The organism is Sporosarcina sp. FSL K6-3457, from assembly GCF_038007285.1.
GTDB lineage: Bacteria > Bacillota > Bacilli > Bacillales_A > Planococcaceae > Sporosarcina.
The window spans coordinates 4,152,625-4,174,929 of sequence record NZ_JBBOWX010000001.1 but is presented as its reverse complement, the minus strand read 5'-3'; the positions used below and the strand labels follow the sequence as shown (position 1 = coordinate 4,174,929).

At 38.9% G+C, this 22,305-nt stretch carries 14 protein-coding genes; all 14 read left to right on the top strand.

Annotated elements, in window-relative coordinates:
* Positions 1 to 24: 24 nt before the first annotated feature.
* The 14 genes from N1I80_RS20170 to N1I80_RS20105 all read left to right on the top strand — a co-directional run bounded on the left by N1I80_RS20170 (position 25) and on the right by N1I80_RS20105 (position 22,248).
* Positions 25 to 1,770 (top strand): methyl-accepting chemotaxis protein, encoded by a 1,746-nt coding sequence (locus tag N1I80_RS20170; protein ID WP_340739618.1) that lies wholly within the window; start codon positions 25 to 27, stop codon positions 1,768 to 1,770.
* Positions 1,771 to 2,233: 463 nt separating this feature from the next.
* Positions 2,234 to 5,113 carry a glycoside hydrolase family 3 protein gene (locus tag N1I80_RS20165; protein ID WP_340739617.1) on the top strand — a complete coding sequence of 960 codons (2,880 nt, stop codon included), beginning with the start codon at positions 2,234 to 2,236 and terminating at the stop codon, positions 5,111 to 5,113.
* Between the two features lie 96 nt (positions 5,114 to 5,209).
* On the top strand, positions 5,210 to 7,654 hold the full coding sequence (locus tag N1I80_RS20160; protein ID WP_340739616.1) for a beta-glucosidase family protein: 2,445 nt from the start codon (positions 5,210 to 5,212) through the stop codon (positions 7,652 to 7,654).
* Positions 7,655 to 7,660: 6 nt separating this feature from the next.
* Positions 7,661 to 8,287, top strand: coding sequence for a hypothetical protein (locus N1I80_RS20155; RefSeq protein WP_340739615.1), 627 nt, complete (start codon positions 7,661 to 7,663; stop codon positions 8,285 to 8,287).
* Between the two features lie 22 nt (positions 8,288 to 8,309).
* Positions 8,310 to 9,326, top strand: a complete 1,017-nt coding sequence (locus N1I80_RS20150) for a glycosyltransferase family 2 protein (RefSeq protein WP_340739614.1) — start codon at positions 8,310 to 8,312, stop codon at positions 9,324 to 9,326.
* Positions 9,327 to 9,355: 29 nt separating this feature from the next.
* The gene (gene glf / locus N1I80_RS20145; RefSeq protein WP_340739613.1) at positions 9,356 to 10,468 is read left to right on the top strand and encodes a UDP-galactopyranose mutase; all 1,113 of its coding nucleotides are present in this window, start codon (positions 9,356 to 9,358) and stop codon (positions 10,466 to 10,468) included.
* 41 nt (positions 10,469 to 10,509) lie between these two features.
* Complete coding sequence (galU, locus tag N1I80_RS20140; protein ID WP_340739612.1) at positions 10,510 to 11,388, top strand: UTP--glucose-1-phosphate uridylyltransferase GalU; 879 nt, start codon at positions 10,510 to 10,512, stop codon at positions 11,386 to 11,388.
* A 239-nt stretch (positions 11,389 to 11,627) separates the two neighbouring features.
* Positions 11,628 to 12,488, top strand: coding sequence for a BglG family transcription antiterminator LicT (licT, locus tag N1I80_RS20135; protein WP_340739611.1), 861 nt, complete (start codon positions 11,628 to 11,630; stop codon positions 12,486 to 12,488).
* A 193-nt stretch (positions 12,489 to 12,681) separates the two neighbouring features.
* On the top strand, positions 12,682 to 14,610 hold the full coding sequence (locus N1I80_RS20130; RefSeq protein ID WP_340739610.1) for a beta-glucoside-specific PTS transporter subunit IIABC: 1,929 nt from the start codon (positions 12,682 to 12,684) through the stop codon (positions 14,608 to 14,610).
* 68 nt (positions 14,611 to 14,678) lie between these two features.
* Positions 14,679 to 16,115, top strand: coding sequence for a 6-phospho-beta-glucosidase (locus N1I80_RS20125; RefSeq protein ID WP_340739609.1), 1,437 nt, complete (start codon positions 14,679 to 14,681; stop codon positions 16,113 to 16,115).
* 36 nt (positions 16,116 to 16,151) lie between these two features.
* Positions 16,152 to 17,588 carry a glycoside hydrolase family 1 protein gene (locus tag N1I80_RS20120; RefSeq protein WP_340740104.1) on the top strand — a complete coding sequence of 479 codons (1,437 nt, stop codon included), beginning with the start codon at positions 16,152 to 16,154 and terminating at the stop codon, positions 17,586 to 17,588.
* A 139-nt stretch (positions 17,589 to 17,727) separates the two neighbouring features.
* Positions 17,728 to 18,051: an ArsR/SmtB family transcription factor gene (locus N1I80_RS20115; protein ID WP_340739608.1), complete on the top strand. Its 324-nt coding sequence runs from the start codon at positions 17,728 to 17,730 to the stop codon at positions 18,049 to 18,051.
* Between the two features lie 18 nt (positions 18,052 to 18,069).
* Positions 18,070 to 19,014, top strand: coding sequence for a cation diffusion facilitator family transporter (locus tag N1I80_RS20110; RefSeq protein WP_340739607.1), 945 nt, complete (start codon positions 18,070 to 18,072; stop codon positions 19,012 to 19,014).
* Positions 19,015 to 19,158: 144 nt separating this feature from the next.
* On the top strand, positions 19,159 to 22,248 hold the full coding sequence (locus N1I80_RS20105) for a hybrid sensor histidine kinase/response regulator (RefSeq protein ID WP_340739606.1): 3,090 nt from the start codon (positions 19,159 to 19,161) through the stop codon (positions 22,246 to 22,248).
* Positions 22,249 to 22,305: the final 57 nt, after the last annotated feature.

Sequence of the window (22,305 nt, the reverse complement as noted above, 5' to 3'; positions counted from 1 at the left end):
TGTCAGATAACTGGGAGGGAAGTCATGCGAAAATCGATAGCGTATCGAATATTATTTATTTTGGCCTTTTTAACATTTCTTTTTACATTAAACACCGTATTAAGTGGAGTTACAAATTCGCAAGTCCAATTATCAGCTAATCTAATGTCGGAATCATTTGTTAAGCTAGAATATGAACAAGTTAAATTAGCAAAGGGCGTTGGGCAAATAGAGTTATCAGTCCAATCGTATCTTGTCGCAGCTGAAGTAGATACAGGAGAAATTGCGGAAACCATTTCAACTCAAATAGAACAGACAAATACCAGTAAAAATGTAATCGCTGACATCACTGATGAATTCACAAAAAAGACCATGAACAGTGTATTAAGTGAAGCATATACTCCTTATTTGGGTTCTATGGAATCGTATCTGCAGCAAGCTGCTATGATAGCAAAGGACATACAAAAAGATGATATGGCAGCTGTTCAAGTAAGCTACAAAGATTTTGAAGTACTATCTAAAGCAATGACTGTATCAGATAATGAATTTCAAACAATCTTAAATGACAGGATTGACCATGAAAGTTTGCTTATAGATTCAAGAGTTACCAGATCAATGATTATTTTTTGGTCAATGGCATTTTTCTTTTTAATTTCAGTTTCTGTTGCTTTTGGGATTACTATGAAGACGATTATTAAACCTTTGAAAAAAGCAAATGAAAGTTTGGGAGAAATTATTTGGAAATTGGAAGAGAACGAAGGGGACTTAACTGTTCGAATTGCAAACAACTCCGAGGATGAAGTAGGACAGATTATAAACGGAATCAATCGCTTTTTAGAAACCTTGCAAAATGTCATGATTTCTATTAAATCTGGTTCAAGTATGATTAATGGAACGACTGAAAATATTAGCAACCAAATACTGGAGAGTAAAGATTCTACCTCTAATATTTCTGGTGCTTTACATGAACTATCGGCTGGTATGGAGGAAATTAGCAGTACGATTCAGAATATTGGTGTTGGAGCACAAGAAGTCCTCACTTCTGCTAATAGTATTGCCGATGATGCAAACACAAATTCAGTTCATGTAGGCAGGATTGTCGAGCGCGCTGACGAAATCCGTTCTCAGTCAAATAAGAACAAAGTGCAGATGGAATCCGTTTTAGTCGGAATTAAACAGTCTATGGACACAGCGGTTAAGAACAGTCGATCTGTAGAGAGAATCAAAGAACTGACGACGGATATATTAGGTATTTCCTCACAGACGAATTTACTTGCCCTCAATGCATCTATAGAAGCAGCGAGAGCTGGGGAGGCAGGAAAGGGTTTTGCGGTTGTAGCAGAAGAAGTATTAGTATTAGCGGAGAGCACTAAGGAATCGGCTAATGATATTCAAAACATCAATACGTTGGTAACAACATCCGTAGAAGAACTTATTCATAATGCGAATGAAATAATGTCCTATATAACTGAAAAGGTTTTGGTTGATTATGATGGCTTTGTCGAAATGGCAAATACATACAAACAAGATATAGATACAATAGATGAAATGCTTGCTCGTTTCAGCACTCAATCAGGAGATTTAAGAAATATATCCAACAATATGGCTGAAGGTATTCACGATATAACACTGGCTGTTGAGGAAAGTACGAATGTAATGATCCAATCCAATGAAGATGCAGCAAATTTATTGGATTCTATTACAATCATTACGGATGAGGTTACTTATAACAGGAAAACTGTAAATGATTTAAACAATCAAGTTAACAAATTTAAAAAATTAGAAGAATAGTTGTGCTTGATTTTTTACAGGCGAAAGTTAGGGTATTCTTACGCCAATCTAATATTTGGAAGGAGAAAGGCTTGGGTGCAAAAACTGTATACCTAAGCCTTTTCTATTTTTAAATATGCATTTTCATTTGCAGTTCATGTGGAAATCTCTACAGTTCGTGCAAGTTTTCTTTATGAAGAAAAAATTATGCTAAAGTTTAGTTATCAGATAATTGAGAGGGAAGATGGGAGGAAAGTAAAGGTATGAAATATAAACATGCCGGGTCGAAAAAGTACTAAAGAATCCTTCTTTTTGGAGAAATGAATGCGCTTTAAATTCCGTTGAATAAGATAATTTGTATAAAGAAGTTAACTTTTTATCGTAATTGTGGAAGCGTGTACACCCAGTGGGAAACTAATTAATATCAGTACATCTTAGTGAAATTAGGGTCAAGATGAATTAAAAAACTAAGGGGGTCAAAACAATGAAAAAAGTATCAAAATCAGCTCTTATTACATATATCGTTAGTACTGTACTGGTAATAGGGCTTATCGTGGGTAATTTTTATGCAGATAAATATTCCCAAATTCTCTCGATTTATCTTGGTCATTCTACTAACAAAATAGTTTCTACTGGTGATGAGGATGTAGATACTGAGTATTATAAGAGCGAATTTTCTTCAGAAGATGAACTGAAAGCCGAGGGAGAAAAGGTTGGTCAGAAAATAGTGGAAGAAGGAATTGTGCTGTTGAAAAATGACAACGACGCTCTACCACTTGCATCAGGAAATAAAGTTAGTGTACTAGGTCAAAACTCTGTTGACCTTGTCTACGGTGGTGGTGGTGCTGGGTCTGTCGATACTAGCACAGCTCCAGATTTATTAACTGCACTCACAAATTCAGGTTTCAAAATAAATCAGATGCTGTGGGATTTCTATAATACAGGAAATGCCTCTTCTTATAGAAAGGAAACTCCGGATATTTATGGTAATGGATCTTTTTCTGTAAATGAAGTACCCCGAAGTGTTTATACTGATGAAATCATTAATGGTTTCGCTGATTATAATGATGCGGCTGTTGTAGTAATTGGTCGATCGGGTGGTGAAAGTTCGGATCTTTCAAGTAGTAAGCTTTCTACGGGATACCATTATCTTGAAATTGATGACAATGAAAAAGATATGCTTCAGCTTGCGAGCGATAATTTTGAAACTGTCGTAGTTATCATAAATTCTTCAAATCCCGTTGAATTAGGTTTCCTAGATGAATATGACGTTGATGCGGCTATTTGGGTAGGTGCCCTAGGACAGACTGGTGTTTACGCTATCGGCGAAGTCATGAACGGGAATGTCAATCCGTCAGGTAATTTGGTTGATACATTTGCTTATGATTTACTAAGTGCTCCTGCAATGGAAAACTTCGGAGACTATACTATTACCAACAGTAAAGTTGATAGGGGCAACGCCTACATGGTTTATGGAGAGGGTATTTATGTTGGATACCGGTACTATGAAACTAGATATGAGGATGTGGTTCTTGGTAATGAGGATCCAGGAAATTACGATTATACTACACAGGTAAAATATCCATTTGGATACGGCTTATCCTATACGACATTTGAATGGTCTGATTACAACGTAACAGAAAAGGATCATATATATGAAGTTTCCTTGAATGTTACTAACACAGGCTCTGTTGCTGGTATGGATGTCGTTCAGATTTACATGCAATCCCCTTATACTGACTATGATAAGGAGAACAATATTGAAAAAGCCTCTGCGGAACTTGTTGGTTTTGCAAAGACTTCAGAAATTGAACCTGGTAAATCAGAAACCATTAAAATTGAAGTGAATAAAGAGGAAATGAAAACGTATGATGCGAATGGGCATGGCACTTACATTGTTGACGCAGGAGATTATTACTTTGCGGCAGGTGAAGATGCGCATACCGCATTAAACAACATACTTGCAGCAAAAGGTATGACAACTGCTGATGGTATGGATAGTGATGGGAATGCGGATATGGTAAAAGACTTTACAGTAGAGAAGCTCGATGCTACTACTTATGCCGTATCTACAGAAACAGGAAATGAAATTACAAATCAGTTTGAAGGTGCAGACATCAAGTACTATGATCCTTCATTCAAATATCTTTCTAGAAATGACTGGACAGGCACATGGCCAACCACATATGCAGAAGGTGAAATGACTGCATCTGAAGAAATGCTTGAAGATCTTGCTATTTCTTACACAGAAGATCCAGATGCTGTAATGCCTAAACTCGGGGAAATTAGTGAAGAGTATGGGGAATTAAATGCTGCCATGCTTATCGGTCGTGATTATGAAGATGAACTTTGGGATGTGCTTCTGGATCAGATGAAGCTTGGTGAAATGACTGAACTTGTCAGAATGGGTGGTTACGCAACTGTACCTATTCCATCAATCGGTCTTCCTGGAACGAGTAATCTAGATGGCCCAGCTGGAATCTCTAATACTCTTGTAGGTGGAGATAAACAAGGAATGGCCTATCCAGCACAAATAGTTATGGCGTCTACATGGAATGTGAAGCTACTTGAAAGAATGGGTGAATTAATCGGTGAAGATAGCCTTAGCGCTGGTGTGGCAGGATGGTATGCTCCGGGTGTTAACACTCACCGTGCACCATTTGGGGGAAGAAATTTCGAATATTTCTCTGAGGACGATTTCCTTTCTGGGAAAATGAGTGCAAGTGAAGTTACCGGTGTTCAATCTAAGGGTGCGTTTGTATTTATGAAGCACTTTGCTTTAAATGATCAGGAAACAAACCGTATAGGTGGTAGTATGTTCGCAAATGAACAGTCAATTCGTGAAATATATCTTAAACCTTTTGAGACAACTGTTCGTGAAGCTGATGCAGAAGGTGTTATGGCGAGTATGAATAGAATTGGTCATCGTTGGGTTGGTGGGCATAAAGGGCTTATGACAGAAACTCTTCGTAATGAATGGGATTTTGAAGGAATAGTAATCACGGATCAAGCTTCCTTCTCGGCTTTCTTATATGAGGATATTTTGGAAGGTTTGGAGGCAGGTACGAATCTTTGGTTGAATACCGATTCCACTATGTGGACACTTACTGATAAACAATTAACACCAACAGTAGTAAACAATATAAGAGAAGCGACTCACAATATTGTTTATACAATTGTAAATAGTAATGCCATGAATGGTGTATCAACAAGTTCTAAAATTGTTGCTGTTACACCAACATGGAAATACTGGTTGACTACTGTCAATATCGTATTAGGATTGGCTGTTTTATGGGCAATTGTATTTGTTACAAGAAGATCTAGTAAACAAAAAAAGACAAGCAATGTAACATTGTCTAGATAAAAAGTAATCTAAAGCTAGAAAACATAATAAAAAATGAGTGTATTAGCGGTACTCCTTGTGGGGTACCGCTAAAAACACAAAATGAGGTAATCAAAAATGAAACACAAAGACCTAATCAAACAAATGACTTTAGAAGAAAAAGCCTCCCTAATGTCAGGAAAAGACTTCTGGCAAACGATGGACATAGAACGCCTTGGCGTCAAAAGCATGTTTCTTGCTGATGGACCGCATGGCATTAGAAAACAGGCAGCAGCAGCAGATCACCTAGGACTAAATCCCAGTATCCCAGCGACTTGTTTTCCAACAGCCGCAGCTGTTGCGAATAGCTGGGATGTGCTACTTGGAGAAGTAATGGGGTATTATCTTGGGCGAGAGGCTGTGGCACAGAAAGTAAATGTGCTGCTTGGACCTGGCATTAACATGAAGAGAAATCCTTTAGCTGGCAGGAATTTCGAGTATCTCAGTGAAGATCCATATCTTACGGGCAAGTTGGCAGCAGGAATGATTAGAGGCATACAAGCTAATGGAATATCGGCCTGTGTCAAACACTTCGCTGTGAATAATCAGGAAGAACGGCGGATGGCAATCGATACGATTGTTGATGAAAGAACGCTTCGAGAAGTATATTTGACTGCATTTGAAATAGCGATAAAGGAAGGCCATACACAGACGGTGATGTCTTCTTATAATATGTTGAATGGCACATATGCCAACGAAAATATGCATTTAATGCGTGATATTTTGCGTGACGAATGGAATTTTGATGGGGTTGTTGTCACGGATTGGGGTGGCAGCAATGATCGTGTGGCAGGACTACTGGCGGGCAATGAATTGGAAATGCCGACAACTGCTGATGAGACGAACGAAGAAATTATTCAGGCTGTTAAAGCGGGGAAAATTAAAGAAGATGTATTAGATGAGTGTGTTGATCGATTACTTGAACTTAGCTTTACAACAGGAGAAGTATTGAAGGAACCTCATCAGGAAATTGATATAGCCAGTCATCACGAAATGGCACAAAGAGTTTCAGAAGAATCTATCGTTCTGCTGAAAAACGAAGGAAATATACTACCACTTAAAAAGGGCGTAAAAGTTGCCGTTATTGGAGATTTTGCGAAAGAAGCGCGTTATCAAGGCGCAGGATCATCGAATGTCAACCCAACCATTTTGAGTAATACGCTAGAAAGTCTTGAAGAGTCGGGCATTGTCAGCATCGGATATGAACAAGGCTTTGACCGTTACGGCAAGAAAAACAAGAAGAAAGTAGATCAAGCATGTGCAATTGCAAAACAAGCGAATGTCGTTCTTCTCTATATAGGTTTGGACGAAGTGACGGAAGCTGAAGGCTTAGACAGACAAAGCATGGAGATTCCTGAAAATCAGGTTGAGTTGCTACATGCGCTGTATGAAGTGAATCCAAATATTGTTGCTGTTTTATCTTGTGGTTCTGTAGTGGAAATGCCTTGGATTGATAAAGTGAAAGGCTTATTACATGGCTATTTAAGCGGACAAGCTGGAGCTAAAGCTATTCTTCGAATTTTGGCAGGTGATGTCAATCCATCTGGTAAATTAGCAGAAACGTATCCAATTCGTTATGAGGATACACCATCCTACTATCATTTCCCAGGTAAAGAAGTCAGCGTGGAGTATAGAGAAGGCCCCTATATTGGGTATCGTTACTTTGATACAGCTAATGTAAATGTCTTATTCCCATTTGGTTATGGACTTAGTTATACAACTTTTGAGTATTCCAATCTACAAGTAAATAAGAACGACGTAACATTCGACTTGAAAAATACCGGAAGTATGGCAGGTATGGAAGTTGCACAGCTGTATGTTGGCTGCCAATCCAGTGACATATTCAGACCGGCAAAAGAATTAAAAGGATTTACTAAAACCAATCTTCAGCCTGGTGAAACAAAAAATATTACCATCCCTTTTGATGATAAAGCATTCCGCTACTTTAATATAAAAACGAATAAATGGGAAATAGAAGAAGCAAATTATGATATTTTGATTGCGGCTTCAAGTACTGATATTCGATTGCGGGGCACGACTTTTGTAGAGGGGACAGGAGCACCTCTACCGTATGATAAGGCAGCACTTCCTTCTTATTATACGGGCAAAGTAAACGATGTGAGTTTGACAGAATTCGAAAGTTTACTTGGCTATAAAGCGCCTGTTGCTATATGGGATCGAACAAAGCCGCTTGGTTACAATGATACGATTGCCCAATGCCAGTATGCGAAGGGTTTGTTTGCGAAATTTTCATTTCATGCCATTTCATTTGCTCATTGGTTCCTCAGAAAAATTGGCAAGAGAAGTACAGCCAATCTCATTATGATGTCCATCTATCATATGCCATTCAGGGGAATTGCCAGGATGACCGGCGGAATCATAAATATGCCGATGTTAGATGGGATTTTGATGATTGTTAATGGTCATTTCTTTAAAGGCTTGCGCCATGTGTTAAAAGAGAGACGTAAAATGTTAAAAGTTAGAAAAGATAAAAAGTTAGCGCGTGTGACAGAGGGGATGTAAACTGGTATGAGTGAAGGAACTGTCAAGAGTGAGAAAAAGGTTACTAGAATGAAGGGTTTTTGGAATAACTATAAGGAAAAACATCCGAATATTGCCCAATTTCTCGTATTCTTTATGCTAAGTAATGGAATAACAGTATTACAGTTTGTGTTAATGCCTGCTTTTAAGGCGCTATTTTCGCAAACATCATTGGTAGATACAAGCTTTCAGATTCTTCAATTTGGGCATAACTTTAATGGAAGTGCTTATTATATATTTGACTATGCAGCGGGTTCGCTGACATCAGGCGGTGGAGGGGGACTTGCTTACTTCCTCGCTGTTCAAATAACAATCGCAATTGCACAGATTATTAATTTTTTCGCACAAAGAAGCATTACGTTTAAATCAAATAGCAATATTTGGACAGCTGCTTTTTGGTATGTCATTGCGTACATTGTTATCACAATTGGAGCTGCGGCAGCCCAAGGATTCTACAAAGCCCCTATTTATGATTTATTAATGAACACATGGGGAATGGGATCATTTGGTGAAACAACTGCAGATGTTGTGACAATGACGATAAACAGTGCCATTTCCTTCTGGGTATTCTACCCAATCTTTAAAGTGATTTTCAAACAAAAGCCTGAAAAATAAGGCAAGTAAAGGTAGTGTTCGTATGAAATTATTATCAGTAGTCATTCCTTGTTATAATTCACAAGACTATATGAAGTATTGTATAGAGTCCCTGTTAATTGGCGGGGAACATGTAGAATTGCTGATAGTAAATGATGGATCTGTTGATGGAACAGCAGCAATTGCAGATGACTATGCGAGAAAATATCCAACCATCGTAAAGGCAATCCATCAGGAAAATGGTGGACATGGAGAAGCCGTCAATACAGGTGTAAAGCATGCAACTGGAGTACATTTGAAGGTTGTAGATAGTGATGACTGGGTGGATACAAGAGCGTATCTTAAAATACTAGAAACACTAAACAGCTTTATGGTGGACAATAAATCAGTGGACATGATTATTAGTAACTTTGTTTATGAAAAAAATGGTGAAAAGTACAAAAAGGTTATGAAATATGAAAATGTCCTTCCAGAAGGGATCATCTTCTCTTGGGATGACATGAAACCATTTCGTAAAGGACAGTATATTTTAATGCATTCTGTTATTTTTAGAACACAGATGCTGAGAGATTGTGGACTTAAATTGCCCAAGCATACTTTTTATGTAGATAATTTATTTGTCTATGCTCCGCTTGAATATGTAAAAAAACTTTACTATATTAATGTGGATTTTTACAGATATTTTATCGGACGAGAGGACCAATCGGTTCATGAAAGTGTCATGATTAAAAGGATCGATCAACAGATTAAAGTGAATAAGCTATTGATTGAACAGGTGGATTTGAACACTATTGAAAATGAAAAACTACACAGATATATGCTTCACCATCTGGAAATTGTTACGGTGGTCTCTGCGGTTCTGTTAATACGTTCAGGAACGGCAGAGAACTTTAACAAGAGACGAGAATTATGGAAGTATATTAAGAATGAAGATGCAGCACTTTATCGTAGTCTAAGATACGGATTTATGGGTTGGTTAATGAATTTACCAGGTCGCCCTGGGCGGATTATTTCGCTAGGAGCATACAAAATATCGCAAAGATTAGTTGGGTTTAATTGATTAATAAACCAATGGAGAATGATAGATATATGAATACTAAATATGATTTTTTAATTGTAGGTGCAGGCTTATATGGTGCTGTATTTGCGCATGAGGCGAAGAAGGCTGGCAAGACATGTTTAATGATCGATAAACGAAACCATGTCGCGGGAAATATTTATACGGAGAAAATAGAGGACATTCAGGTACATAAATACGGTGCTCATATTTTTCATACGAGCAAAAAAGACATCTGGGCATACGTCAACCAGTTTACTGAATTCAATAGATACATCAATAGTCCTTTAGCCAATTATCATGGCGAAATATATAACCTACCGTTTAATATGAACACCTTTAACAAAATGTGGGGTGTAGTAACACCAGATGAGGCACAGGCAAAAGTAGAGGAGCAACGCAGAGAAAGTTACGTTGAAAACCCTCAAAATTTAGAGGAGCAGGCTATTAACTTAGTTGGCCCAGATATTTATGAAAAACTGATTCGTGGCTATACGGAGAAGCAGTGGGGACGTCCTTGCACAGAAATACCTGCATTTATTATCCGTAGATTACCCGTAAGATTTACGTATGATAATAATTATTTCAACGACCCTTATCAAGGCATACCAATAGGCGGGTATACGGCTATGATTGAGCGAATGATTGAAGGCATTGAAGTAAAACTTAATACAGATTATCTTGTGGAGAAAGAAAAATGGGATAGTATGGCGGACAAGGTGGTTTATACAGGTCCTGTCGATGCTTATTTTGACTACCAGTTCGGTGTCTTGGAGTATAGAAGTTTACGGTTTGAAACGGAAGTGTTGGACATCCCTAATTATCAGGGGAATGCTGTCGTCAATTATACGGATAGTGAGACGCCGTATACACGTATTATTGAGCATAAGCATTTTGAATTCGGTCAGCAACCGAAAACAGTCATTAGCCGTGAATATAGCGCAGAGTGGAAATTGGGCGACGAACGATATTACCCGATTAATGATGATAAAAACAATAAGTTGCATGAACAGTATAAGGCATTAGCTGACACACAAAGTAAGGTTATTTTCGGCGGTAGGCTAGGCGAATATAAATATTATGATATGGATCAAGTTGTGGAAGTTGCCTTACAAAAGGTACAGGAAGTTTTAGGTCATAAATAAAATAGTGAATTGTTTCTGAGAGCGAGGGAGGGATAACGGGTATGAAAAAAATAAGAAAAGCCATTATACCAGCAGCAGGATTAGGCACACGATTCCTTCCGGCAACCAAAGCAATGCCTAAAGAAATGCTACCTATCGTTGATAAGCCAACGATTCAATATATCGTTGAAGAAGCAATTGCTTCGGGAATAGAAGATATTATTATTGTAACGGGGAAAGGAAAACGTGCGATCGAGGATCACTTCGATCGTGCACCTTCTTTGGAGCAGGATCTGATTGAAAAAGAAAAGTTCGAGTTACTCGAGATCGTCAGAAAAACAAATGGACTCGGTAATATTCACTATATCCGTCAACAGGAACCGAAGGGCCTCGGACATGCCGTATTATGTGCGAAAAGTTTTATTGGAGATGAGCCCTTCGCAGTATTACTCGGTGATGACATCGTGCAGAGTCACATACCGTGTTTGGCACAACTTATGCATCAATATGATGAGGCGCAGGCTTCTGTCATTGGTGTACAACAAATACCAGACAATGAAACACATAGATATGGAATTATTGCCCCTATCAACAGAAATGGCCGAACATTTGAGGTAGGGCGCCTTGTTGAAAAACCTCAAAGTGGAACAGCCCCCTCCAACCTAGCCATTATGGGTCGTTATATCCTAACTCCTGAAATTTTCACATTCCTCGAGCAACAAGAAGTCGGTGCAGGTGGAGAAATTCAATTGACTGATGCAATCGAGAAATTGAACCGAATTCAACAAGTATTTGCCTATAACTTTGAAGGTCAGCGCTATGACGTCGGAGAAAAGCTAGGTTTCGTCAAAACAACAATTGAGTTCGCCCTCCAACATCCGGAAATTCGGGATGAGGTGATGGAATTTATTGAGGGGATAGTGGATAAAAAGAGATATTAATAAATAGCAGTGTTTTCCGGTATGTAAGGTAAAGCTATACAGACTCTTGACAATCTTCAAACTCCATGACAATATTATGAGTAATCGCTTACAATTGGATAATTGGATTGTTACTGCTTAAGCAGGCAAAACCTAAGTTTGTTGTAGAATGGCTAAAAGGCTATTCTTCTGTGCAAATTTAGGTTTTTTTATATAAATTTTTCTCGAATTATAAAATCAATATTCAAAGGAGGAGTGTAATGGAGATTCGGCAAATCTTAAATAATAATGTTGTTATAACAATGGATCAGTTGAACCAAGAGACTGTTGTGATGGGACGAGGGTTAGCTTTTCAGAAAAAGGTGGGGGATACAGTTGACAACGCTAAGGTTGAGAAAACCTTTATCTTGGAAAAACACGGTATCTCCGACAAGCTTGCTACATTATTGAGGGATACTTCTGAATTATACTTGAACATTTCATCGAAAATTTTAGATTATGCCAAAACCCAACTGCCATTCAAATTGGATGATTACTTATACGTTGCCTTAACTGATCACTTAAGCTTTGCGATTAGCAGGCATGAGCAAGGGATAGATTTTAAAAATGTGTTATTATGGGAAATTCGAAAGTATTATAAAAATGAGTTTCAAGTTGCTTTAAAGGCCCTTGATATTATTGAAAATGATACGGGAGTCAGACTTCCAGAAGATGAAGCAGCTTCGATTGCATTGCATTTAGTAAACAGCCAAATTTCTGGCGAAAATATGGCAGGGGCTGTACAGGTTACGGAAATGGTTAATAACATCCTGAACATTGTAAAATATTATTTCCAAATGGAATTGGATGAAAGCTCTGTCAACTATGAACGGTTTTTAACGCACCTCCGTTTCTTTGCCATGCGGTTTATGCGTAAGGAGATTGTGGCTGATAGTCATGATGCTTTCCTGTATGAACAAATGCAACAAAAGTACACAGATGCTTTTCGATGTAGCCAAAAAATTGTTGCTTATTTGGATAAAACCTATCAATATATCATTTCCAATGACGAAGAAATATATTTAACATTGCATATTCATCGCGTCACCCAACGCCATGAATTAAATAGTTTATCGGAGTAATTATTTTCATGTAAGCGTTGACATTGTAAAAACAGTGTGATATATTTTGAACAAATCAAATATTCATTCATGGAATGTTACCTAATTTGGGCATAACCTGACCTGATCTGACACGTAAGCAACTTATGTGTTCGGATTGGATCGGGTTTTTTTTATAGCAAAAATAAGTAAGGGAAGAAAGAGGGGATCAAAAATGAAATACGAGCAATTGGCAAAGGACATTATTGAAAATGTCGGTGGCAAGGAAAACATTAGAAAAGTTGTTCATTGTATTACACGTTTACGCTTTCATTTAAAGGATGAAGGCAAAGCAAACACCGATGTGCTGAAAGAAATGGATGGCGTCGTTACGGTGATGAAAAGCGGAGGTCAATATCAAGTTGTCATCGGAAATCATGTGCCTGATGTCTATAAGGCAGTATTAGCTGTAGCGGGGCTTCAAGCGCAGGCACCTGTAGAAGAAGATGGACCTAAAGAGAAAAAAAGTTTGTTAAATGGTTTTATAGATATCGTTTCTAGTATCTTTATGCCAGTGCTTGGCGTATTAGCCGCCGCAGGAATGATTAAAGGATTCAATGCACTATTCATAGCTTTAGGTTGGTTGGAAGAAGCTTCTGGGACGTATCAAATTCTTAATGCAGTTGGAGATGCTCTGTTTCATTTCTTCCCAATTTTCCTAGGTTATACTGCTATGACGAAGTTCGGTGGCAATAAATTCATCGGGATGGCGATAGGTGCAGCACTTGTCTATCCATCATTATCGACGTTAACTGCCGGCGATCCACTCTATACATTATTTACAGGAACAATGTTTGAATCACCAATTCATATTACATTTTTAGGTATTCCAGTAATTCTAATGAGTTATGCATCGTCTGTTATTCCAATTATTCTTGCAACCTATTTTGCAGCAAAAATAGAGAGAGGGTTTAAGAAAATCACTCCTGATGTTGTAAAACTGTTCGTAGTGCCTTTCGCAACATTACTAGTTATTGTTCCTGTTACATTTATTGTGATTGGACCGATTGCAACATGGGCTGGACAGATTTTAGGACAAGTGACAGTTGGGGCATATAATCTAAGTCCAATCTTAGCAGGGGCGCTTCTTGGCGGATTGTGGCAAGTATTCGTTATTTTTGGCCTTCACTGGGGAATTGTTCCGATTGCTATCAATAATCTTATGACGCTGGGAGCAGATCCAATCCTAGCTATGATATTTGCACCTTCATTCGCACAAATTGGCGCTGTACTTGCAGTCTGGATGAAAACAAAACAGCAAAAGCTTAAAGCACTTAGTATACCGGCCTTTATTTCAGGTATTTTCGGTGTCACAGAACCGGCGATTTATGGAGTGACACTGCCCTTGAAAAAGCCGTTTATTATGAGCTGTATTGCTGCAGCAGTCGCAGGAGCTATCATTGGGATAACTAATACACAAGGATACCTCCTTGGCGGTCTTGGCATCTTTGCTATTCCAAGTTTTATTCATCCGACAGAGGGTCTTACACTAGGATTTTGGGGTGCAATCATTGCGATGGTAGTCGCTTTCATCTTAGGTTTTGTTCTTACCTATTTGTTTGGAATGGGCAAAGGAAAAAAAACAGAGGAAGTTGAAAAAACTGTCGTAGCAACAACAGCTAATCACAAAAATGCTGTAACTAAAGTAAACAACGAAGTGATTGGCAGCCCTTTTAATGGTCAAGTTATTCCTTTAGCCAACATTAAAGATGCAGCATTTGCATCTGGCGCACTTGGGGCAGGAGTGGCTATTGTCCCGTCAGAAGGAAAACTATTCTCACCGGTTTCTGGCACAGTAACTGCTCTATTCCCTACAAAGCATGCAATAGGTATTGTGGCAGATAATGGTGCAGAAATGTTAATTCATATTGGATTGGATACAGTTCAATTGGAAGGGAAACATTTCACAGCTCATATTGCACAAGGAGACCGTGTTGAAAAAGGTCAGTTACTTATCGAATTCGACATCGAACAAATTAAAGCTGCAGGATTTGATGTGACAACACCAGTCATTGTGACAAATCATGAACGCTATACGCTAGTACCAACGGCAGAAAAACAAATCAAGTCTGGGCTTAATTTACTTGAGTTAAAGGCAAAATAACACTAATGAGGGAAGCATGTTAACGCATGCTTCTACTTAAATATAGTTCAGAGAATAGGAGAATTTAGATGTCTACTAACTTTCCAAAAGGATTTTTATGGGGCGGTGCGATTGCTGCGAATCAGGCCGAGGGAGCTTATCTTGAGGACGGAAAGGGGCTAACAATCGTTGACCTACTGCCAACTGGAGAAAAACGATGGGATATTATGACGGGGCATATTGATTCTTTTGTACCGAGTTTTGACCAATATTATCCATCCCATGAATCCATTGATTTTTATCACCGTTATAAGGAGGATATTGCTCTATTTGCAGAAATGGGATTCAAAGCATTACGTCTTTCCATCTCTTGGGCAAGAATTTTCCCGAATGGGGATGATGAGTCGCCAAATGAGGCTGGTTTACAGTTCTACGATAACTTGTTTGATGAGTTATTGAAGCATGGAATTGAACCAGTTGTTACACTTGCTCACTTTGATGTACCGGTACATTTAGTGGAAGCGTACGGTAGTTGGAGTAGCCGAAAGCTTGTGCAATTCTTTGAGAAGTATGTGAAAACAGTCTTTACACGCTATAAGGACAAAGTGAAATACTGGATGACCTTTAACGAGATTAATATGCTGCTTCACTTGCCATTTGTGGGCGCAGGTCTTGTATTTAAAGAAGGAGATAATCGAAAACAAATTCAATATCAAGCGGCGCATCATCAGCTTGTAGCAAGTGCATTAGCTGTGAAAGCCTGTCATGAACTAATCCCGAATGCGAAAATTGGTTGTATGCTTGCGGCGGGAGCGACCTATCCGTATACATGTAACCCGGAGGATGTTTATGAGGCAATGGAAAAAGATCGAGAGTCCTTCTTCTTTATTGATGTGCAGTCGCGTGGTGAATATCCTGCATATGCGAAGCGGTTCTTTAAAAATCATGATTTGACTATTGAGATAGAGGACGAAGATGCAGCACTTCTGAAAAATCATACAGTCGATTATATCGGATTCAGCTATTATTCAAGTCGTACAACAAGTACAGATCCGGAAGTATTAAAACAGATTACAAGCGGAAATGTTTTTGGATCTATTGAAAATCCATATGTAGAAAAGTCGGAGTGGGGATGGACGATTGATCCTAAAGGATTCCGCATTACAGCTAACCAGCTGTATGACCGTTACCAGAAGCCATTGTTTGTTGTAGAAAATGGACTTGGAGCAATAGATGAATTGAATGCTAATGGAGAGGTTCATGATGAAGGACGTATTGAATATCTCCAAAAACACTTGATTGAAATGTCTGAAGCAATTGAAGACGGGGTAGACATCATTGGTTATACAAGCTGGGGCCCGATTGACATCGTCAGTGCCTCGACAGGTGAAATGAAGAAACGCTATGGCTATATTTATGTCGATAAAGATAATGAAGGCAACGGATCATTGACTAGAACAAAAAAGAAAAGCTTCGATTGGTATAAAAAAGTGATTGAAACAAATGGTAGCAATCTCGATAATTAACAACAAAAAACTGGAGGTATGATGAAAATGGGACAAATGAATGCAAGGTTTCCAGAAGGATTTCTTTGGGGAGGTGCTACGGCAGCTAACCAAATGGAAGGTGGATTTTATGAGGGAGACAAGGGCTTAAATATTGCTGATGTTCTTCCGGGTGGAAAAGAGCGGCTGCAGATATTAATGAAGCCAGGCTTTGACTTCGAAATTGATAAAACGAAATATAGCTATCCGAATCATGAAGGCATTGATTTCTATCATCGTTATAAAGAAGATATTGCCCTATTTGCAGAAATGGGTTTTAAAGCATTCCGTATGTCCATTGCGTGGACGAGGATTTTTCCACAAGGCGATGAGCTGGAACCAAACGAAGAAGGGCTCGCTTTTTATGATCGCGTCTTCGATGAATTGCATAAATACGGTATTGAACCAGTCGTCACCATTTCACACTATGAAATGCCAGTAAATCTAGTGAAAGACTACGGTGGCTGGAGAAACCGTGAAGTCGTCACGTTCTTTGAAAGATATGTGAATGCAATCTTTACTCGTTATAAGGATAAAGTGAAATACTGGATGACTTTCAATGAAATTAATAGTGGCTTAATGATGCCGATCATGGGTCTAGGTTTTTCAATTGAAAAAGAAGAAGATAAGTACCAGGGGACTTATCAAGCGTTCCACCATCAATTTGTCGCTAGCAGTATCGCGGTGAAAGCTTGCCATGAAATCATTCCTGAATCGCAAATTGGCTGTATGATTATTTTCGCACCCGTCTATCCATTTGACCCAAATCCAGAAAATATCCTTTATGCGCATCAAGAAGAACGGTTATTCAATAATTTCTGTGCGGATGTCCAAGTTCGCGGAGAATATCCTGCTTTCATGAAGAGCTACTTTACAAAACATGGTATTGAATTAGACATTCGAGAAGGCGATTTAGAGTTATTGAAAGAACATACTGTCGATTATATTGCCCTCAGCTATTATATGTCACGAACAGAGAAAGAAGTGAAAACTGATTTAGAAAAGGCGCAGGGAAATATGTTGGCAGGCGTGAAAAATCCCTTCCTTAAGGCAAGTGACTGGGGGTGGGAAATTGACCCGACAGGATTGCGTGTCTCTTTGAATAAATTGTATGACAGATACGAGGTTCCGCTTTTCGTAGTTGAAAATGGTTTGGGTGCCTATGATGAAGTTGAGCAAGATGGCTCCATTAACGATGACTATCGCATTGATTATCTTCGTGAACATATCGCCGCGATGGGCGATGCCATTAATGAAGACGGTATCGAGATAATGGGTTATACGAGCTGGGGCTGTATTGACCTAGTAAGTGCATCGACTGGTGAAATGTCGAAACGCTACGGCTATATCTATGTGGACAAGCATGATGATGGTAGTGGAACGTTGGAACGGAAGAAGAAAAAGTCCTTCTTCTGGTATAAAGATGTCATTGAAACGAATGGGGAAAGTTTATAATATAATTATATCGCCGGCAAACCATTGTGGTTGCCGGCGTTTTCGTGCGTCCAATATTCTTGACATTCACCCCGTACATGCTATATTAATGTATATATGAACATATGCTCATATATAGTTATTGGAGGTGAACGAGAAAATGAATGAAGATCAACCAATCATCCAGCATGAATCACATTTAGATGAAGAAACCCTATTTGTAGTGTCTCAAACATTTAAAGCGTTGAGTGATCCAACGAGAATACGTATTTTAAACTTATTATGTGCTGAAGAGCACTCCGTCAATGATATAGCGGAAGTTTTAAATTTAAGCCAGTCGACGGTGTCTCATCAATTACGTTTCCTGAAAAATCTACGATTGGTGAAGTTTAGAAGAGAGGGTACGACGATTTATTATTCAAAAGATGATGATCATGTGATGAATTTGCTGACACAAGCGATTGAGCATGCTGCGCATAACTAAGTAGAGGGAGGTTATATGATGGGACACGATCACGGCCATAATCATACACATGGCGCCAATAAAAAAGTATTACTCATCTCATTTTTCATCATTGCTAGTTACATGATTGTCGAGGTTATTGGTGGCTTTGTAACAAATAGTTTAGCCCTGTTGTCGGATGCAGGGCATATGCTCAGTGATGCGGTATCATTGGGAATTGCCTTGCTGGCTTTAACATACGGTGCGAAGGTAGCGAGTCGAAGTAAGACATTTGGCTATAAACGCTTTGAAATATTAGCCGCTGTCTTAAATGGTGTGACGTTAATGGCCATCGCCTTAATTATTTTTTACGAGGCAATCCAACGCTTTGCGAATCCGCCTGAAGTAGCGACAACAGGGATGTTAATTGTCAGTAGTATTGGTTTAGCTGTTAACATTTTAGTGGCATGGATTATGATGCGTGGCGGGGATGTGGAGGATAATTTGAATATGCGAGGGGCATATTTACACGTCATTAGCGATATGCTAGGTTCGGTGGGGGCCATTAGTGCCGCGCTACTTATGATGTTTTTTAACTGGGGATGGGCGGATCCATTAGCGAGTGTCATTGTCGCAGTACTGGTTTTACGCAGTGGTTACTATGTGACGAAGTCTGGGCTACACGTTCTAATGGAGGGGACACCGCAAAATGTAGACATGGATGATGTCATTCAAACGATTCAACAAACAACAGGTATTGAAAGTGTTCATGATTTACACATTTGGTCCATTACAAGTGGTTTAAATGCATTGTCTTGCCATATTGTTGTCGATGATAAAATGACAATTGCCGAAAGTGAACCACTACTCCGTAAAATTGAACACGATCTTGAACATAAGAGTATTCAGCATGTAACGATCCAATTGGAAACGTCTGCACATCAGCATGATGATTCGATTTTATGTACGGTGAAAGCAGAAGCAGCGGGACATCATCATCATTAAGTTTTTTTAATCGTAATATACCCCCTTCTAGTATGTAGGGATATATTGAGATTAATTACTTATAACTTTTTCCTCACCTGATTCCCTTTATGCTAAAGTTAATGTAGAGATATCGTATTGAACGGCATAGGGGGATGACTTGTAATGGCCAATCAACATACACGTAATACATTGAAAATCATTGTAGTTGTAATACTCTTTGTTGCGATTTTTACGGGCTTGCGTTTATTTTGGATAAAGGCGCTTACGAATACAGATCCGCCTCAAATTGTAAATGGTGAACTCGATTTACGAAACTGGGATTTTTCTAAAAACTATTCTATTACATTAGATGGTGAGTGGGAGTTTTATCCGCATACATGGCTTGCAGGGCAGGACGATTTTGCGGAAATGGCACCGCAAATGTTATATGTTCCGGGGAATTGGTCTTCTGTATTGAGTCCTAAAGATCAAAGTCCATATGGTTTTGGCTCTTATCGCTTGCGTATTTTGGTTGATCCCGAAAGTGATGAGATTTACAGCATTTATTTTTCTAGCGTTCGTACTTCCTCCGAATTGTATATGAATGGGCAATTTCTTGCGAAGTCGGGTGTTATTGGCAAAAGTAAAGAAACTTCTACGGCAAGGAATGTTCCGTATTCCGCATCAATTGCTGCAAATGGTAGTGATGAGATTGAAGTCATTGTGCAGGTAACAAACTTTCAAGATGCACGGGAAGGTGGGATTAGGCGTTCTGTTAAGTTTGGCACTGACAGTTCTCTCACGCGTGAAAGGGATCTGTCGATGGCATTGCAAATCCTAGTAGCGAGTATTTTTTTAGTGCATGCAGCCTTCTCATGTATTTTATTTTTTGTGGGAATACGGGAGAAGCGATTGCTTCATTTTGCGATTGTGCTTGTTTCAGCAGCAATTTTGACCTTGTTGGGCAGTGATGAGAAAATCTTGTTGGACTGGATCCCAATGGATTATAGTACGATTTATAAAACACTTTGTTTGACGATGGTTATTCTTTCTTATTCACTTATTCAATGTGTGAAGTCTCAACTATTCGCATTTTCACGTTGGTTTTATATTTTTTATGCAGTTATTTGCGGAATCCTTGTCGTCTTGACGATTCTATTACCAATTAGCTATCTCATGATAGTGCCCTGGTTTTACTTAGCATTTGTTATTGCGGCCGCAGTAATCACAGCTTTTGCATTGCTGCGTACATCGCTTACAGGCGTGAAGGTGGATTTACTACTTGTGGTAGCCATTACAGCAGTAGGCTGTAACTTGACATGGTGGGGGATTGCTCTTGTTACAGGCTTAAAAGCAATGTATTATCCTTTTGATTTAATTATCGCAGTTATCTCGTTGGCAACATTTTGGCTCAAGCATTATCATCATATGCATGTGGAAACGGGGAAACTGGCAAAGAAACTCCAACAAGTCGATAAATTCAAAGATGAATTTCTTGCCAATACCTCCCATGAACTTCGGAATCCGTTGCATGGCATGTTGAATATGTCACAAGCTGTGCTGGAGAGGGAACAGCGGACATTACAGCCGAAAAGTCTAAGTGATATGGAGACTGTTTTATCCGTTGGGCGACGTATGTCCCTGATGTTAAATGACTTGCTCGATGTGGCAAGTCTAAAGGAAGGTAGTCCTAAACTACAATTGAAAACCTTTTCCATTCAGACGGTTATTTCAGGTGTCGTTGACATGCTTCATTTTATGATGGAAGGAAAATCAATCCGATTTGTCAATGCTATTCCGGACGATTTGCCGCCTGTATTTGCTGATGAAAACCGAGTGATCCAAGTCTTATTCAATCTCCTACATAATGCAGTAAAATTCACGGATGAAGGTGAAATTACACTCAAGGGATATGTGGAAGGGAAAAATGTTCATATCGTTATTGTAGATACAGGCATCGGTATGGATGAGGAAACGATTCGGTATGTGTTCACCCCTTATGAACAAGGACGTAATGGCGAATCCATGATTGAGGGAGGCTTTGGGTTAGGGCTAAGTATTAGTAAACAATTAGTCGAACTGCATGGAGGAACGCTACAAGTTCATTCCGTTGTAGGGACGGGCTCTGAATTTATGTTTACTTTACCAATCTCTGATGCACCAATTGAGAATGAGCAGAGCGCACTGGATAATCACGTGGAATTAGCAACTGCCCAGCCTTTAAAGGAGTCGGAGGCACAACACGAACTAGTTGTTGGACAACTAAGAATACTCGTTGTAGACGATGATCCTATTAATTTACAAGTTGTTACCAGCATTCTTTCATCAAATCATTATGACGTTTTTACAGTAACAAGTGGTGAAAAAGCATTAGCGGTATTGCATGCAAAAGAGTGGGATTTAGTGATTTCAGATGTCATGATGCCACAAATGTCAGGCTATGAACTAACGCAGATAATTCGTCAGCGATTTTCAATGACAGAGCTTCCGGTACTTTTACTCACAGCTAGAAGTCAGCCAGCAGATATTGAAAATGGATTTTTATCGGGTACTAATGATTATGTAACAAAACCTGTAGATGCTTTAGAACTCAGGTCGAGAGTCCATGCGTTGACGAGCGTTAAACAATCTATGCATGAGCGATTACGCATGGAAGCAGCCTGGCTCCAAGCACAAATTCAGCCTCATTTCTTGTTTAACGCATTGAATACGGTGATTGCACTGAGTCAAATCGATGTAAATAGAATGAACAAGGTTTTGGAAGCCTTTAGCCGTTTGTTACGAGGAAAATTCCAATTTGATAATATTAATGAGTTTGCCCCTATCGAAAAAGAAATAAGACTTGTTCAAGATTATCTATTGATTGAACAAGAACGATTTGGTGATCGTTTGCGTGTGATATGGGAGATGGACGAATGCCAAGATTTGATGATTCCATCCTTAACCATTCAGCCATTGGTCGAAAATGCTATCCATCACGGCCTTATGAAGCGTATAACAGGTGGTCAATTGACAATTCGAATTTCTGACCATGAAACGTATGTAGAAATTACGGTTGAAGACGATGGCATTGGAATAGACGAAACGGTAGTAAAAGGGCTATTAGAAAAAATGCCTAACAGTCAATCGGGAATCGGATTGTTGAATACGGATCTTCGTCTGAAACGGTTATTTGGCAAAGGCCTCCATATCACAAGCGCGCCTAATCTTGGTACTACAGTATCATTTATTCTTTATAAAGATGTAGAAGATAACAATCCTCTCATAGTTTAATAAAGGATATCCGATTTTTGAACAAGTTGTATGAAAATTGCATAGGATAAAGATGAG